Source organism: Pseudoalteromonas sp. SG41-1 (assembly GCF_014164575.1).
Classification (GTDB): Bacteria; Pseudomonadota; Gammaproteobacteria; order Enterobacterales; family Alteromonadaceae; genus Pseudoalteromonas; species Pseudoalteromonas rhizosphaerae.
The window spans coordinates 15623-32945 of record NZ_JACJFL010000040.1 but is presented as its reverse complement, the minus strand read 5'-3'; the positions used below and the strand labels follow the sequence as shown (position 1 = coordinate 32945).

12 protein-coding genes are annotated in these 17323 nt (G+C 41.4%); 5 read left to right on the top strand and 7 right to left on the bottom strand.

Features of this window, described 5'->3' with window-relative positions:
• Nucleotides 1-81: 81 nt before the first annotated feature.
• The 4 genes from H5203_RS17565 (at nt 82) to H5203_RS17550 (ending at nt 4040) form a co-directional block, all read left to right on the top strand.
• On the top strand, nt 82-1332 hold the full coding sequence (locus H5203_RS17565) for an ABC transporter substrate-binding protein (protein ID WP_145235338.1): 1251 nt from the start codon (nt 82-84) through the stop codon (nt 1330-1332).
• A gap of 82 nt (nt 1333-1414) precedes the next feature.
• Complete coding sequence (locus tag H5203_RS17560) at nt 1415-2236, top strand: ABC transporter ATP-binding protein (protein ID WP_145235336.1); 822 nt, start codon at nt 1415-1417, stop codon at nt 2234-2236.
• Between the two features lie 41 nt (nt 2237-2277).
• A complete protein-coding gene (locus H5203_RS17555; protein ID WP_145235333.1) occupies nt 2278-3525 on the top strand; it encodes a phenylacetate--CoA ligase family protein in 1248 nt (415 codons plus the stop codon).
• Between the two features lie 23 nt (nt 3526-3548).
• The gene (locus H5203_RS17550) at nt 3549-4040 is read left to right on the top strand and encodes a PaaI family thioesterase (RefSeq protein ID WP_182758183.1); all 492 of its coding nucleotides are present in this window, start codon (nt 3549-3551) and stop codon (nt 4038-4040) included.
• A gap of 48 nt (nt 4041-4088) precedes the next feature.
• On the opposite strand, the gene H5203_RS17545 is transcribed toward H5203_RS17550, so the two are convergent.
• The 5 genes from H5203_RS17545 to H5203_RS17525 form a co-directional block, all read right to left on the bottom strand.
• On the bottom strand, nt 4089-4349 hold the full coding sequence (locus H5203_RS17545) for a hypothetical protein (RefSeq protein WP_182820039.1): 261 nt from the start codon (nt 4347-4349) through the stop codon (nt 4089-4091).
• Between the two features lie 202 nt (nt 4350-4551).
• Nucleotides 4552-5175 (bottom strand): 3'-5' exonuclease, encoded by a 624-nt coding sequence (locus H5203_RS17540; protein ID WP_145235327.1) that lies wholly within the window; start codon nt 5173-5175, stop codon nt 4552-4554.
• A gap of 35 nt (nt 5176-5210) precedes the next feature.
• Nucleotides 5211-7049 carry a DUF294 nucleotidyltransferase-like domain-containing protein gene (locus H5203_RS17535; RefSeq protein ID WP_182820038.1) on the bottom strand — a complete coding sequence of 613 codons (1839 nt, stop codon included), beginning with the start codon at nt 7047-7049 and terminating at the stop codon, nt 5211-5213.
• 119 nt (nt 7050-7168) lie between these two features.
• Nucleotides 7169-8893, bottom strand: a complete 1725-nt coding sequence (locus H5203_RS17530) for a sodium:solute symporter family protein (protein ID WP_145235323.1) — start codon at nt 8891-8893, stop codon at nt 7169-7171.
• Nucleotides 8894-8903: 10 nt separating this feature from the next.
• Entirely contained in the window at nt 8904-9167 is a 264-nt protein-coding gene (locus tag H5203_RS17525; protein WP_145235321.1) for a DUF4212 domain-containing protein, read from the bottom strand.
• Nucleotides 9168-9555: 388 nt separating this feature from the next.
• On the opposite strand from H5203_RS17525, the gene H5203_RS17520 reads away from it, so the two are divergent.
• Nucleotides 9556-12996: a PAS-domain containing protein gene (locus H5203_RS17520; protein ID WP_145235319.1), complete on the top strand. Its 3441-nt coding sequence runs from the start codon at nt 9556-9558 to the stop codon at nt 12994-12996.
• Between the two features lie 118 nt (nt 12997-13114).
• Here the strand turns inward: H5203_RS17520 and H5203_RS17515 are convergent, their stop codons facing one another.
• Together H5203_RS17515 and H5203_RS17510 are read right to left on the bottom strand one after the other, a co-directional pair.
• Nucleotides 13115-15766, bottom strand: coding sequence for a DUF2339 domain-containing protein (locus H5203_RS17515; protein ID WP_145235317.1), 2652 nt, complete (start codon nt 15764-15766; stop codon nt 13115-13117).
• 106 nt (nt 15767-15872) lie between these two features.
• Nucleotides 15873-17237, bottom strand: a complete 1365-nt coding sequence (locus tag H5203_RS17510; protein WP_145235315.1) for a hypothetical protein — start codon at nt 17235-17237, stop codon at nt 15873-15875.
• Between the last annotated feature and the right edge of the window lie 86 nt (nt 17238-17323).

The window sequence follows — 17323 nt, the reverse complement described above, 5'->3', positions numbered from 1 at the left end:
CTTAAGCATATACAACACACATGAGCATCATTAATGCGTAAATAATTGGCAATCTAGCCATAAAAAAAAAAGGAAATAGTTATGCACAATCATAAGGCAAAATTAACGTCTCTATTAATAGTAAGCGCGCTGTGCACCAGTCAACAAACATTCGCTGAAGACTCAGTCTTTGTTGGTCATCTAGCTGATATGAGTGGCCCGACAGCTTTTGTTGGTAAAAATTACGCTGACGGCGTGCGTGATTCCCTAGCTTACATTAACGAAAATGGTGGCATCAATGGCACTAAACTCGAATATGAAACAATTGATTACGCTTACAAAGTGCCGCAAGCGATTGCCGCTTATAAAAAGTGGCATTCGCGTAAAAACATGGTTGCCATGCAAGGCTGGGGCACCGCTGATACCGAAGCACTGATCTCATTTGTAGCCAAAGATAAACTACCAGTATTTTCAGCGTCTTACTCTGGCCACTTAACGGATCCTATGGGTAAAAACCCACATACAAAGAAACCAGCTCCTTATAACTTTTTTTACGGCGCATCCTATTCAGATGCGTGCCGCGGTTTAGTCCAGTGGGCAGCTGAGGACTGGCAAAAAAAGGGGGGCAAAGGCAAACCTAAGTTTACTCATATTGGTGCAAATCACCCCTTCCCTAATGCACCGAAAGAAGCCTGTGCAGAGTACGCCACCGAATTAGGCTTTGATGTACAACCTGCGGTTGTTATTTCGATGAAACCAGGTGATTTTAAAGCGCAATGTTTAAGCTTAAAAAGCTCAGGCTCAAATTACGGATATATAGGCAATCTAGGTGGTTCAGTATTGTCTTTAGTTAAATCATGTAACACCGTTGGTACCGATATTCAGTTTATGTCGAATATATGGGGGGGCGATAAAAAAATATTCCAAGCTGCGGGCGAAGGCATTAAAGATTATGTATTTCCAGCTATGACGCCGTTTTGGACTGATCAAGTACCTGGCATGAAACTCGTTAGGGAGATTTCAAAACAATCAGACCCTTCAGGCCAAGAAGAGCGTGTTCATCATTACATTCGTGGCGTGTGCTCAACATTCTTTATGAAAGAGGCTATGGAATGGGCAAAAGATAACGGCGGAATAACCGGTGAAAATATTAAAAAAGCCATGTATGCCCGTAAAGATTGGGTACCAGCAGGACTTGAAGGCGTATGCCTTGCGGGCAACTGGAGTGAACAAGATCACCGTGGCACTAACCAAGTTTACATTTACAAAGGCAACTATAACGAAGGCAATGTCGTCGTTGAAGAGTTATCACTGGTAACCATTGAGCGCCGTGATGCGTGGTTAGGTTTTTAATAGCTCGTTAAACATAGCAGCGGATGAAGCATCTCGTTATTTTCATCCGCTGATAAATTATTAATTTTTCAAGGAGTTAGCTATGTCACAAGCAGCTATAAAAATACAACCTGCATCACCAATTCTAAGCGTTAACAATATTGAAGTTGTTTACGATGAAGTCATCCAAGTTTTACGTGGTGTTAGTTTAGATGTGCCAGAGGGTGAAATAGTCACCCTACTTGGGCCAAATGGCGCAGGAAAATCAACCACCTTAAAAGCCATTTCTGGCTTATTAAAAACTGAAAATGGCGAAGTCACTAAAGGCGACATTACCTTTATGGGCGAACGAATAGACAATAAAAATGCCGAAGATGTGGTGCGCAGTGGATTGTTTCAGGTTATGGAAGGGCGTCGTATCATCGAAGATATGACCTCTCTAGAAAACTTAAAACTCGGCGCCTTTACCCGCAAAGACGCACAAATAAATCAAGACATTGAAATGGTGTACCACTATTTCCCTCGCTTAAAAGAACGCACAGGCTTAGCTGGGTATTTATCAGGTGGCGAACAACAAATGCTGGCAATTGGCCGTGCATTAATGGCACGTCCAAAGATGATTTGCCTCGATGAGCCATCGATGGGGTTATCGCCATTATTGGTTAAAGAAGTGTTCGGAATCATAAAAAAGATTAACCAAGATCAAGGTATTACTATGCTGTTGGTAGAACAAAATGCCAACTATGCACTGAGAGCGGCTAATTATGGTTACATCATTGAATCAGGGAAAGTTGTATTAGATGGCACACAAGAGCAGCTTTTAAACAACGAAGATGTAAAAGAGTTTTACCTCGGTGGAGGTAACGAAGAACGTAAAAGCTTTAAAGATCTTAAGTCATATAAACGTCGCAAACGCTGGTTGTAATCAACCTATCTCTCTACTTTTTCTATGTTACTGGAGCTATTATGAGCCATTTTTATCATGCCAATGAACATCAACACTCTGAAACCAGAGAACAAAATTTATTGTCCCGTTTAGCTGACTTTATTACCTATGCAAAAAATAACAGCCCCTATTATCAGGCTATATTAGCGAACATTGATGCCACGAATATCACTACTCGCTCACAACTAGCGACTTTGCCGATCACCAGAAAATCTGACCTTTTAGACATACAAAAGCAACAGCCTCCGCTTGGCGGTCTCGCATCTAAAAGTGGCCATATAAATCGAATTTTTCAATCACCGGGGCCTATTTATGACCCTGAAAATTGCCAGCAAGATTGGTGGCGAATGGGCCAAGCCTTTTATGCTGCGGGGTTTAGAGCAGGTGAGTTAGTACAAAATTGTTTGTCATACCATTTGACTCCTGGCGGTTTTATTCTTGATTCAGGGGCGCGTGCGTGTGGCTGTGTGGTTATACCCGCAGGCCCAGGGCAAACAGATCAACAACTTGACGTAATAGAAGATTTACACCCGCAAGGTTATTGTGGCACTCCCTCTTTTTTAAAAATATTACTGGATAAAGCGCAGGCAACTAAACGTGACGTTAGCAGCCTCAAAAAAGCACTGGTGACTGGAGAAGCATTATCTCATGAACTGCGCGAGTTATTTAAACAACAAGGTATCAACACCTTACAGGCTTACGCAAGTGCCGATGTAGGCTTAATTGGCTATGAAACCATTGCTGACGATGGGTTAATTATCGCTGAAGATTTAATTGTCGAAATTGTGCGCCCAGGCAGCCTCACTCCAGTCGCAGATGGTGAGATTGGTGAAGTGGTTATTACAAGTTTCAATACTGATTATCCGTTAATCCGTTTTGCAACCGGTGACTTATCGGCTATCAAGCCAGGGCAAAGTGCGTGTGGTCGCACTAACATGCGCATTCAAGGTTGGTTAGGTAGAGCCGATCAAACCACGAAAATAAAAGGTATGTTTGTTCATCCTCAACAAATAGAGCGAATTAGGCTCAGTGTTAAGGGGATAAAGAAAATGCGCTTAGTGGTCAAGCTACAAGATCATCAAGACAAAATGCAGCTATTGTGTGAATACGATCAAGACCAATCAGAGCTAACTAAACTGGAACTCACCGGATTATTGCTAGATAACTTAAAACAATACACAAAATTAAATGGCAGTGTTGAGTTGGTCGAGCTAGGCAGCTTAGCTGATGATGGCAAAGTGATTGATGATCAACGAGTCATCGGATAACCCAATTAGAACTAGGAGTTTTAATGAACAATATAGCCTTTCAAGATTATTACCCCGATGAGCTCAGCCATTGTTATGGCTGTGGCAAAAACAATGAGCAGGGTCACCAATTAAAAAGTTATTGGTATCAGGATGAGCAAAATCAAGGCAATATCGATAAAACTATCGCCCACTTTACGCCGCAACCTTGCCATACAGCAATCCCTGGCTTTGTTTATGGTGGGCTGCTTGCGTCCCTGATTGACTGCCATGGTACAGGCAGTGCCGCTGCTATAGCTTATCGATATGCAGAGCGAGATATGGGGACTCAACCTGCATTTCGTTTTGTTACAGGGGCTTTAAATGTTAACTTTTTAGCGCCGACTCCAATGGGGGTAGAGCTGCAGCTAATAGGTAGCTTCATTGAAGTAAAACCCAACAAAGTGATTGTCGACATCACGCTATCAGCGAACAACGTGATCTGTGTTAAAGGCAGCGTAATTGCTGTGAAAATGCCAGCGAGCTTTATCAGTTAGCATTCAAAGTTAAGAGCGAACTGCCGTGTTCGCTCTTCAATTCAAAACTTAGCGCTTACCTAGCTTTTTCAGCAGTACACTGACTGATAGCGACAAAGCCATAATCACCACACCATAAATAACTAACATACCTGACGGTGTAGCAAGTTCTATTATTTGCTCGTTTGCGCCCAAGCATAAGTTTGTTTTATGATTAATAGCCCCACCACTATCTAAACAGCGGTCAACCAATAAAAACCCATGTAACCACCATACGGCGAACAAGCTCACTAAAACGCCAGCTAAAGATGGCAGTAAATTATTTTTCATAGATAAAAACCAAACGAGAAAGTAAATGTTAATGCTCTACAATAGCAAATAAAGTACCTAAAAAGATTACGATAAAAGCCTGTTTTTAAGAATAAAAATTAATACTTACGGCGCGATATAGTTAACAATTAAAACAGTTGTTCAGCTAGGATATATATTAATAATAATGAGAACGGTAGAGTGTAATTAATCAGCGTTAGGTTTAAACCAACTCAGCCAACTTTAGTTCATTGCCACGGCTAATTTGATGGCATTGTGCTAACAGTAATTCAGCGGTAGCCATGGCATCGGTAAGTGCATGATGGCAACCATAATGAGGTAGCTCATACCGCGCCCTGCAGGCACTGAGAGTTAAATCGTCTAAGCCTATTTCATGGCCTTGTTGGTGCAGGCGCTTTTTTTCAATCTGAAAAGTATCAATAATCAATAAAGGCTGCACATCAATATTATGTGCTTGAAATGCCTGCTTTAAAAATCCCCAATCTAAAGTAGCATTATGAAACACCAAAATAGCATCCGAAAAATGAGCGCTTAGCTTAGCTAAAATAGCCGCTAAGCTTTTTCCATTAGCGACATCTTGCTGGGCAATTCCATGATAAACAGGACTTTGCTCAAGGCGCAGCACTTCTTTATTTATGGCGTGCTGAGCTTGGCTCAATTTAATGCATTGCTTTTCTATCAACACCCACGCAATCGAGACGATTTCATGCAGTTTTGGATCCAGTCCAGTCAACTCTAAATCAATCACTATATAGCGCTGTACTAGTGCGTTTTGAGCAAGTAATCGCTTACGTGCTAAATAACGACTCAACCAACGTTTAACCACTTAGCTTGTCACCTTATTCATAGCAAAACACATATTTATAAACTTCCACGAGCAAACTTAAATGCCGCAGCTTGTTGTGCGAGCTTGAGTAAATAAAACGCTTCTTTTAATTGATGGCGCTCTAGCGAGTTTAACCTATCTGGATTAATACAGTTACTCGGTAGTCCTTCTTCATTTATTTGTGTACGTAAACGTAATTGAGTTAAAAATCGCCAGCAGTCTTTCAAATTATATACATCGTGATTACTTAACAATGAGTGTTTCAGCAATGCATCTAAGCGCTCTTGGGTGTTTGCTCTACGGATCCCTGCTTTTAACGCATACAAGCGCACAATGTCATTGATGATAACCACACCACGCTTTTTCAAATCAATGTATCTATGTTGCTTAGCATCTTTTTCTAACTTGAATTGATTAAATAACCCTATCGGCACAGAACTCGATTTAATATCCGTTGCCATTGCGGCGTAAAATAATTCGTTGCGAGAAATTCGGGTTAGTTGCTCACAAAATGCAGTGTAAAGTGCCGTTGAGCCTTCAATAAAACGTAAATCAAAAAATATTTTACAGTTGAGCATTGCTTCAGGTGTCGGGCTTTTGATCCAGTTAAAAAAGCGCTCACACCAATCCGATATACTCATTCTGCATAATTCGCTGCTTGCCATAATATTACCTGGGCAGCGTTTAATACCGCACTCAACCAACTGTTCGCAAACAAACTCCCCCATGCGGCGATAGTAATCTTGATGTTGCTCGCTTAAGTCATCAGGTAGTAATAAGCCGTTATCTTGATCAGAATGTAAGGTTTGCTCTTCACGCGCTTGAGAGCCAAAACAAATAAAACTAAAGCTAGTAGGAGCGGCACCGTTATCTTCTTGGAATAAATATATTAGTCGTGAGGTTAACGCATCAGTTAAGCCACTGAGTAATTTACCTATTAAAGATATATCATCAATATTATGAGAAAAACTACGCAGTAATTCTGGTACTTCTGCCGCATAACGCTTTAAATCGGCGACACTGCGAGCTTTATAAATACGGCCAATCAATTGTACGGGGTCGCTCTTTTGCTGACGTAATAAGTCTGTGCTGGTGATCATACCCAACGCTTTATGGTGTTCATCCAACACTGGTAAATGATGAATGTTATGTTTGAGCATTAAATGCAGAGCTGAAAAAACACGGTTATTTTCAAAAATAAACTTGGGTTTGACACTCATGATAATGCTAACCGCTTGTTTGGGATCGATTTCATCTGCCAATACTCGGTTACGTAAATCGCGATCTGTAACCACACCAACTAAGCGTTCAAATTCTGTCACCATAATCGAAGACACGCCGTGCTCTTTCATTTTTTTAGCTGCTTGACGAATACTTGCATCGGGCGATAATGTGACCGCTTTACGTGACATCAGTTCAGATATTTTACGTTCAGACCAACTATCGTTTTGGCTTTTATAATGTGAAGAAAGCAGCCGATTTGCATGCGCGCGCACAAAATACTGCTCAAACGTTTTATATTCACGGCGCAAGTAGTCGAAAGCATCTTGGTTGAGCATATAAACAATGCCCTCTTTTTGCACTGCTAAATGATTTTGAATTGCTTCTCCGGTTAATAACGAAGGAAAACCAAAATACTCTCCTTGCGCTAACCGTGTGATCACATCACCTTTAGCATCCACTAAGTCATACAAACCAGAACGAATTAAAAACAGTTTAGGTGATTCTGATTGCAGCCATTGTGTTTGGTTTTCACGAGTCAGATAAATAACATCTAGGTGCTTTACAAAATAATCCGTAGCACTGCTATTAAGGTGACTAAAAGGAGTTTGTGCTAGCACAAACTGGGCTACTTCCTGTTGCTCATTATTCATTTGTCTACTCGCAAAAAACAATCGTACAATCACTGTACTGCTATCAACGGTAAATAAAAAGCCCGACTTAAGTCGGGCTTTTGGATCTATCAATATTAATTAATAGAGTATCAGCGTTATTAGTGAGCGTGAGCTTCACTAGAACCTTTAGGATTACGAATGCTTTCAACCATTTCTTGAATTTCAAGCGGTGTATCGGCAGTAAATTTAAGTACGATTGCTGCAACTGAGAAATTAATAATCATACCTACTAAACCAATACCTTCCGGTGAAATACCTAAGAACCAATGCTCAGGGCTATTTAGTTCTGGGCTGATAAACTTGAAGAAGATGATATATGCTGCAGTAAAGGTAATACCTGTAACCATACCTAGAACCGCACCTTCTTTATTCATCTTCTTAGAGAAGATACCCATAATGATCGCCGGGAAGAAACTTGCTGCGGCCAAGCCGAATGCAAATGCCACTACCGACGCCACGAATCCAGGCGGATTAATACCAAAGTAAGCGGAGATAACAATCGCAACCATGGCTGCCAACCTCGCTGCGAGTAACTCTTGTTTATCGCTAATGTCTGGTTTTAAGGTCCGCTTAAGCAAATCATGCGATACCGAAGTCGAAATAACTAATAATAAGCCTGCGGTTGTTGATAATGCAGCAGCAATACCACCGGCGGCCACAAGTGCCACGACCCATGCTGGTAAGTTAGCAATTTCAGGGTTAGCAAGTACCATGATATCGCGGTCAACGTTAACTTCGTTAGCGCTATTTGGATCACTGATCTTACCTGCTGTGTAGAACATTTTGCCATCACCATTTTTATCATTAAAAGTGATTAAGCCCGTTCTTTCCCAATTTTTTACCCATACTGGTGCTTCAGCGTATTCAGTACCACTTCCGTCTTTACCATTTATGGTATCAATCATGTTTACGCGGGCAAATGCCGCAACGGCTGGCGCGGTTGTGTAAACTATCGCAATGAATACTAAAGTCCATGCTGCTGAAATACGCGTATCTTTAACGCGAGGTACAGTGAAAAAGCGTACAATTACATGCGGAAGACCCGCAGTACCCACCATTAAGGCACCAGTAATAGCAAACACATCAATCATGCTCTTAGAGCCTTCAGTGTATTGTGCAAAACCAAGTTCGGCACTTAAACCGTCCAGTTTATCAAGTACGTATACACCATCGCTGCCAATTAATGTAGCGCCAAAGCCTGTTTGTGGGAAGAAGTGACCCGTCATCATCATAGAGATAAAGATGGCAGGAACAAGGTAAGCAAACACCAATACACAATACTGCGCTACTTGGGTATAAGTAATGCCCTTCATACCACCGAGTACCGCATAAAAGAATACGATAACCATACCAATGTAAACGCCAGTTTCAATTTCAACTTCTAAGAAACGTGAGAATACAACCCCTACACCGCGCATTTGCCCTGCAATGTATGTAAAACAAATGAAGATGGCACATAAGATTGCCACTAAACGCGCGGTGCGTGAATAGTAACGGTCGCCGATAAAGTCTGGCACAGTAAACTTGCCGAATTTACGTAAGTAAGGTGCTAAACACATAGCAAGTAGTACATAGCCACCTGTCCACCCCATTAAGTAAACGCCGCCATCATACCCTGCAAAAGAGATGATACCCGCCATTGAAATAAATGACGCTGCACTCATCCAGTCTGCGGCTGTTGCCATACCATTAGCCAGAGGCGGAACCCCACCACCTGCTACATAAAACTCTTTTGTTGAACCAGCTCGGGCCCAAATTGCAATGCCGATATAAAGCGCGAAGCTCAACCCGACAATTATAAACGTGAGTGTTTGAACATCCATTGCTTAGCTCCTATTCGTCTACGCCGTATTTTTTATCTAACGTATTCATTTTGAAAACGTACACAAAAATCAAAGCAACAAAGGTGTAAATCGCGCCTTGCTGGGAGAACCAGAAGCCAAGTTTAAACCCAAAAAAACGCACTTCATTAAGTACATCAACCAGTATTATGCCAAAGCCAAACGACACGACAAACCAAACTGCTAATAATTTAAACAGCAGTGAAATGTTTTCCGCCCAATAAGCTTTTGCTTGTTCTTCATCTTTAAAAGCCATTTTTATTTCCTCTTTAACATCTGTAAAAAGTGATGTGTTCGATTTATTCTCGGTTATAAACTTAGCAATGCCTGAACAATATTGAATTGAGACCATAGTCGTAACAACAGATTAACGTTTACGTAAACTGCAATGCGGCGCTTGTTACAAAAAAGTAAAAAGCGTTTTTTATCATAATGTTAAGTATTTCCACTCGGTGATTTTAACTATTCACCTAAGCTATATTGCACACTTGCGACATTAGTCTAATATATCAACAAAACATTAAATTCCTTATATATATCAAATAAATATGTTTATTTTAAGAATACTCACGAAAATTGACAGCTCAAAATAGTGAAAACTTCTGGTATGGTGTGCAATAACATAATAAAAATTGAATAAAAACATGACTGCTGCACTAATTTTTGTCGCTTTAGCGTACATTGGCATATTGTTTTGGCTAGCAAACTGGGGCGATAAAACCACACCGCTGGCAAAACGAATTAGCCATCACCCTTTTGTTTACTCCTTTTCGCTGGGTATTTACTGTACTTCGTGGACTTATTACGGCTCTGTTGGTACTGCGGCTACCAGTAGTTGGAGCTATTTACCCATTCTACTTGGCCCTGCACTATTGTTTTTTTTCGGACAAGGATTTTTGCGCAAACTGGTACTGGTGAGTAAAAAACAAAATATCACCACCATTGCCGATTTTATCTCTGCCCGTTATGGCAAACGTCAAACCACTGCCATTATGGTGACTATGATTGCGCTACTAGCAACCATTCCTTATATCGCCTTGCAATTAAAAGCACTGAGCAATAGCTTCTTACTACTGCAAAGTGACAATAAAATATCGGGATCAATGGTCGCGCTTTCTGCCACCCTGATCATGGCTATGTTCGCAATATTTTTTGGCACCCGTAAAGTTGATGTAACCGAATACCGTTCAGGATTAATGTTGGCAGTCGCATTTGAATCAATGATCAAACTACTGGCATTAGTAGCAGTAGCGGCTTTGGCAGTGTACACCTTGTATAATTTACCCAGTGCTAATGAAGAACAAATAAAAGAATCTTTATGGCAACATTGGAATAACTTTAACTTTTTAAGCTTTAACTTTATTGGTCAATCACTGATGGCCGCTGCTGCAATCATCTGTTTGCCAAGACAATTTCACGTTACAGTGGTTGATAACCAAGACAAACGTCACCTATTTACCGCTCGTTGGGCATTTCCACTTTATTTACTACTGACGGCAGCAATGATTTTACCAATAGCCACCGCAGCTATTCATCCACAGATCGGCAATAGCTTCTCCCCTGATAGTTTTGTATTGGCGCTGCCATTAATGAATGACAATGTATTACTTACCACCTTTGTATTTATTGGCGGAATATCCGCAGCGACTGCGATGATTGTGGTTGCCACTTTAACCCTGAGTACCATGATCTCAAACGATGTGGTATTACCGCTAATGCTGCGACGTAAATTCAAACGCAACCTGATCACCAGCAGTTATAAGCCACAAATATTACTGGTAAGGCGTTTTACCATCGCCGGTATTTTGATCTTATCGTATTTTTATCAGCAATGGTTTGGTCATGGCAAAGCACTAGCCAGCATGGGGTTAGTTGCATTTTCTTTGGTAACGCAATTATTACCCGCCATTGTGGGCGGCCTATACTGGCGCAAAGGCCATGCCTACGGTGTTTATGCTGGTTTATTAGCGGGGTTAATTTGTTGGATATTATTTCTAATGTTACCTATTTTAGATGCAGGTAATACACTTGACACCGAACTACAACAAACCCTTATTACCCGCGGCACACTGATCGCTTTATTTGCCAATATTGGCTGTTATATTAGTTTTTCACTGGGAGCTGATGAGCGGTTAATTGATAAAATTCAAGCAGCAGCATTCGTTAATCCCAAGGAGCAAGCAGTACTTGCAAGACGTTTAAACAAAAACGTGAAAGCCACGGTATACGATTTTAAAGTACTGTTACAAACCTTTTTAGGAGTCCAGCGTAGCCAACAAGTATTGACGCATTTTTCACTGACTCACCAACTCGGAGAAAATAACACTCACCCCGATCCTGAGTTTATAGCTTACTGCGAACGCGCCTTGACCGGTGTATTAGGCGCCTCTTCAGCGCAAGCTTTGATCCACACTGTAGCGTCGGGCAAGCGAATGGCATTTGAAGAAGTGGTTAACTTTTTTGATGAAACAACGCAAGCACTACAGTTTAACCAAAACCTGTTGTTCACCTCTTTAGAGAATCTCAGTCATGGTATTTCAGTTGTTGATAAAGAGCTTAATCTTGTTGCGTGGAATAAGCGCTACGCAGAGATGTTTAATTACCCCGAAGGATTTTTAGAAGTAGGTCAACCGATTGAGCAAATTATTCGTTACAATGCGGAGCGCGGCGAATGTGGCCCTGGTGAAATAGAACGCCAAGTAGAAAAGCGCGTACAACATTTAAAAAATGGTAGTTCGCATCACTTTATCCGTCACCGTCGTAACGGCCTAGTGTACGAAATGACCGGTAACCCACTGCCTGATGGCGGCTTTGTTACTAGCTTTTCAGATATTACCACTCACATTGCCACACAAAATGCACTTGAAGAAGTGAATATGGATTTGGAAAATCGTATTGAAGCGCGTACCCAAGAAATTCGAACTATCAATAAAGATCTCGAAGCACAAATAGAAAGCCGCGTACAAACAGAGCAAGCACTCACTTTAGCAAAACGAGAAGCAGAGCAAGCCAATGACAGTAAAACCCGCTTTTTAGCTTTAGCAAGTCACGATATTTTGCAACCGCTCAACGCCGCGCGTTTATACCTTGCTGCGATAGATGAAAAATCCCTCGCTGATAATAATATCAATAACTTCGAAAAGCTCGGTGCCAGCCTCGATTCAACAGTGCATTTAATGTCAGCCCTATTAGAAATTGCCAAACTTGAACAAGGTGCGATGACCCCCACCCCTCGCCACTTTAGTATTGATGATATCCTCGCACCACTGCGTAATGAATACGCCATTTTAACAAGCGAAAAAGGCCTCAAGCTCACAGTGCGCAGCGGACAGCATATTGTCCACAGTGATATCACCTATCTACGGCGAATTGTGCAGAACTTAGTATCAAATGCAGTTAAATACACCAATACGGGCAAAGTATTAGTAGCGTGTCGTAAACGCAAACATCACCTGCGCATTGAAGTGTGGGACACCGGCCCTGGCATTAGCGAGGTAGAGCAAGCAAAAATATTTAACGACTTCTACCGCGTAGAGGCCTCTGACAATAAAGGCGTTGGCCTTGGCCTTAGCGTAGTAAAGCGTATGGTAGATTTACTGTCGATTCGCTTAGATGTGCGCTCAACTCCGCAAAGAGGTAGCTGCTTTAGTATTGAAGTCCCTTATGGCGAAAGCCAATTTGTTCAGCAAAAACACGTTACCAATAGCTTGTTTGAAGAGCGCTCTGCAATGAATATCGTTGCCGTTGATGACGACCCTGAAAACCTAAACGCCATGGCCAGTTTATTACAAAAGTGGCAAGCTAATTATCAGTTGTTTGATCAAGTTGAAGGCGTACTCGCATACGCAAATGAACACAGCGCACCGGATGTGATATTAATGGATTATCAGTTAGGCCATGAACACGATGGTATTACATTAATTAAAGCCCTGCGGGAAATTTGGCAAACCAAAGTACCGGCAATTTTAATCACCGCAGTACGCGACGTAGAGCTAAAACAAGCGACTAAAGCCGCTGATATTCATTACTTGTCTAAACCAATCAAGCCAGGGAAATTAAAAGCACTGCTAAACCATAGTACGTGAAGGGAAAGGTGCTAGGTGCTAGGTGCTAGGTGCTAGGCAAAAGGTTAGAACAGATTGGCGTTAAACAACATAACTAAGTACACCCAACAATCTTATTGGGTGTACTGCTTGAGTTAAATTACCCCGCTGGTGCTTTACTCCTGAGCTTTTGAAACAGCCAGCTTAGGCCAACGAGCGACAGGCCTAAACCAATAAATGATACAGCTTTGAGCAAGCCGGTCAGGCTTGCCATATCAATTAAGAATACCTTCACGATAACCGCGCCGAGAATGCCTAAGCCGACTTTTTGTAGTAGCAACTGTTGTTTTAAATGCCCGGTAATGACCACCAACGCGCCAAGTAATAACCAAATGATCGAATAGCTGTATAGCTCGGCGTCACTGGTCGCTTTATCAAGATAAATGAACCCGCCTTGCCAATATTGGCGGATCAATGTGTTGATAGCTAACACTGCTAATAAGCCTGATGCACCCAGTACTATTTGACTAAACTTAGCATTAAGTGGTTTAACTAATTTAGCCAACCACAGTGTAAGAATACTTGGTACGAGCCAGGTTAATAACAGCCAATTAAATAATGGCATTTCACCAACGTAAAGGCGTATAAATAGTGGATTTTCATACAATGCTGTACTTATCAACAACAAGCCAGCGAGTCCCGCAAGTGCAAGCCCTGCAATGCGATAAAGTTTACCCAGTTGCCCTGCGCTGCGTGACCGATGCAAATAAACGCAGCCAAGTGCTAACCAATTACAACTGAGTAATACCTGCTCATAAAAGCTTAAAGAAGTAAGCTGTGGATAATGCCCGACTAGTTGATAGCTGGTCTCGGTGGTGATAAATAATGCTAAGCAATGTAATGCAGCCCCTTCGAGCCAAATTTTCATATCTGTTTGTTGCCACTGTTTTGCGGCAAACCAAAATAACCCAACCGCTGATGGATACACAATTGCGCTCCAATGCATTGAAAATATGGTTAGATCAAAATAATGTGCAGTCCACGGTGCAAAGGTTAGCCTTGCCAGCACCACAGCCACCAGCACTTTAATAGGCCAATGCGGCATAGGCACATCATGGCGTTTCACCAGATAGCTAATAACCAACACTTGAGCAGCCAGTGCGAGGGTTAACCCGCTATCGGTTAATAACATAGTTAAACAAAGAGTTATATTAGCATTAGCGCCAACCCAATAACTAAACTGCTGCCATTGAGTGTGAGCTGTTTGTGCGCGTTTAATTAATACACCACTCGTAACTAGCAAAAATACAGTCCATAGCGGATACGCAACGCCTAAGCCTTGCTCGGGTATTATGGTATAGAGCGTTGCAATCAAGGTAAACACACTAAACGCAGCCACTAAATGAAACGTTAAACGTTTATAGTAACGCGCGCCAAAATAAAGCCCGTATAGACAAAGCCCAACCGCGAGTAATAACCCTACGCCATACATTTCCCTAAATACAAACAAATGATCATTGCTATCGACACTATAACGTTGTTGGCTAAAGACTAATAACATCGCAATCACTAACGCCACACCTTGCCAAAGATCCCAACGACTATTTTGCAGCACTAAAAATAACAGCATGACGATTAAACACACCATCACTATTTGCCATTGTAAGCTCACCGCCTCTGTCATTATCGCCAGCAATAAAGGAATTACTATCGCTAACAATAACGGATGATCCGGCTGTAATTTTAATAATCGCTGTAAACTATGTGGGCGATATTCTAATAAACGCAAAGTTAAACCTAATCGAGCTATGGCAATTAAACCAATAATAGAGAGCAGTGCAAAACCACCAACAATCCAATATTGCTGCGTATTGATTACACTCAGTGCCACCCAATACCAGCCAATATGCCCAGCCCATAGTAAATACCACAGCCAATTACGTTTTACTTTTTGCGCCACTAATACCGCAGCAAAAGTGATAAAGCCAATGTACATCAGTAAAGCAGCTAAATTACCACTGCCAGTATTAACCCAAATCGGCACGCTGTAAGCGCCAACTATGCCAAGCACGGCCAATAAAGGCCCTAAACGCAGCGCCATAGAGCTTGCGGCCAGTGCAATTACTGCCAGCATCACAAACGCCACGGTTGGGCTTAACATGGCATAGCTTGAATAAGCTAATAACGTTAATGCAAAGCAGCTAATAAACCCGCCACCTGCAAGTGCTGCAGGCACGTAATTATTAAAGCCTTCGAAGACAATACCTTTTCTATGTAAATACTCGGCACCGGCAATTAATGCGACACCAAATAAGCCCCCTAAGGTGAGTCGTAAGCTTGGTGATAATAAGCCGGCATCAAGACTGTATTTTGCCAAAAATATACCACCAAAGGCCAGCGCGACGCCGCCAATCCAGGTCATCCAATTTTCTTGGAACTGTGTTTTTAATTTACTAAAGAAAATATCAATAACTGAGGGAGAAGCTTGTTTCGGGCGAGAAGTTGTTATTATAGTCGGTGCGGTGTTTACGTATTTTTTTACCGATGGTTGCTGATGTAAAGTTGCCTCAGCTTGGGATGATCGTTCTAGCGTAAACGGATGATCTACTTGCGGCTCAGTTATATTAGCAGCAATGTCTAGCGACACTTGATGCTGCCCGGTATTGTCTACCATGACTCCACGCAGTTGTTTTTTTAACATCGCAATATCTTGCTTTAACGTACTTATTTGCGTTAAAGCAATAAAACCGGCAATAGAGCCTGCGACTACAACTAACGATAAAATGACTATGAGCCCTAAAACATCGTCCATTTTTCAATCCTTGACTGCTTTTAATATTCCCTTATAACGTAAAGCGTATTGAAAATATACCCAAAAATCTCAGCCTCGCTATTACGAGGCTGAAATTAAAGTAAGATTACTCTACCGAATCAGTAACCGTTCGCTCTAGCGTCATTTTATAGCCAGTGCTGGTTGTTTCATCATGCTCAAGAATTAATATGTAGTTACCTTCTTGGCTAAAGTCCATATCGCCTTGTTGCATGAGTACAATTTGCTGGCCATTATCTTCATAAAGCACATAAGTGGTGTAAATTTCATTATCGACAACCTGATCTTCTTGATCATACTGATCGATGCCATCAATAATATTTTTAGCATCATCTACGGTTTCACCATTGAGGGTAAATACCACATCAACGTCAGTAATATTTTGCCCTGCGTAACTATCAATTAAGTTAACGACTGTTACCTTATGACTGTAGCTACTTGGCGTTAAGGTTTCTTTTACTGTCATCATTCGCGGGCCGTAATCTTTATCTTTATAAAAAACACCAACATTACTTTGCTCGCGCTCAAGGGTTAGTAAAAAGTTATCAACAATTGCATTTCCTTGCTCATCTAACATAGCAATACTGTAACTGTTTGGAGCAAGCTCAATGTAGTTTGAGTAGCTGTCATTAGCGGTTACTTGCGAAGTGCTGCTTGCGCTCCCCCGCGTTGCACTAAAGCTAGTTTGCGGGTAATCATCAATAGTATTGATAAAACGCAATTGCCCTTGGGCATTTTGATGTTTGAGCGTGGTTACGGTATTGCTTGAAGTAACGAGATCTAGCGTAATACCATGTTCTTCAGTGGCGTAACTTGATCTGATCATCGCAACATAACTGGCATCATCATTTAGGTAAATCGAAGCAGACTCAAATAGCACATCAGTACTGCCGCTTTGAGTTAAATACAGTGTGTAATATCCTTCATCAAAGCTTTGCAGTGCCAGTTCGTTTAAATACCGTGGTGATGCAATTAACTCAGCGGTTTCAAATAAGCCATCATCATTTGCTAAATACACATCAAAACTAATGTCTTCTCCGGCAATATTAAAGAAGCCTAAATTAATAGCCCCTTCATCACTGCCGGTTGGTACACTTAACTCACTGAATGTTGGCTCTGAAAAATCGCCATTCATCACCCATAATTGGGTCATGTCGTCTTTTACCGAAACTGCTTTTTCACTGATCGTTATATAGCTGTCGTTTGCATCAAGGTACTTAAAGCTCACATCATAGTTATTAGTACTGTAATTATGACGAGTGGTAACGCCACCAAAATCAGTGCCTGAGCGCTCAGCATCTTCGATAAATAAACGGGTGTACGGGCTATTATAAGAGCCATTGTATAATTGGATATAACCACTTTTACTCGAGCTTGAGTCATCGCCAGAGCACGCAGTAAGGGTTGCAAGTAAAGAGGTTGTTAGTGCAGTTTTAAATAACGGGCCACGCATGTAATCAATTCCTTATTGTTAATAGTTTAAATTTGACCATTAACAAAAGCAATAATTCCATGATTTACAAAGCATTACCTCAACTT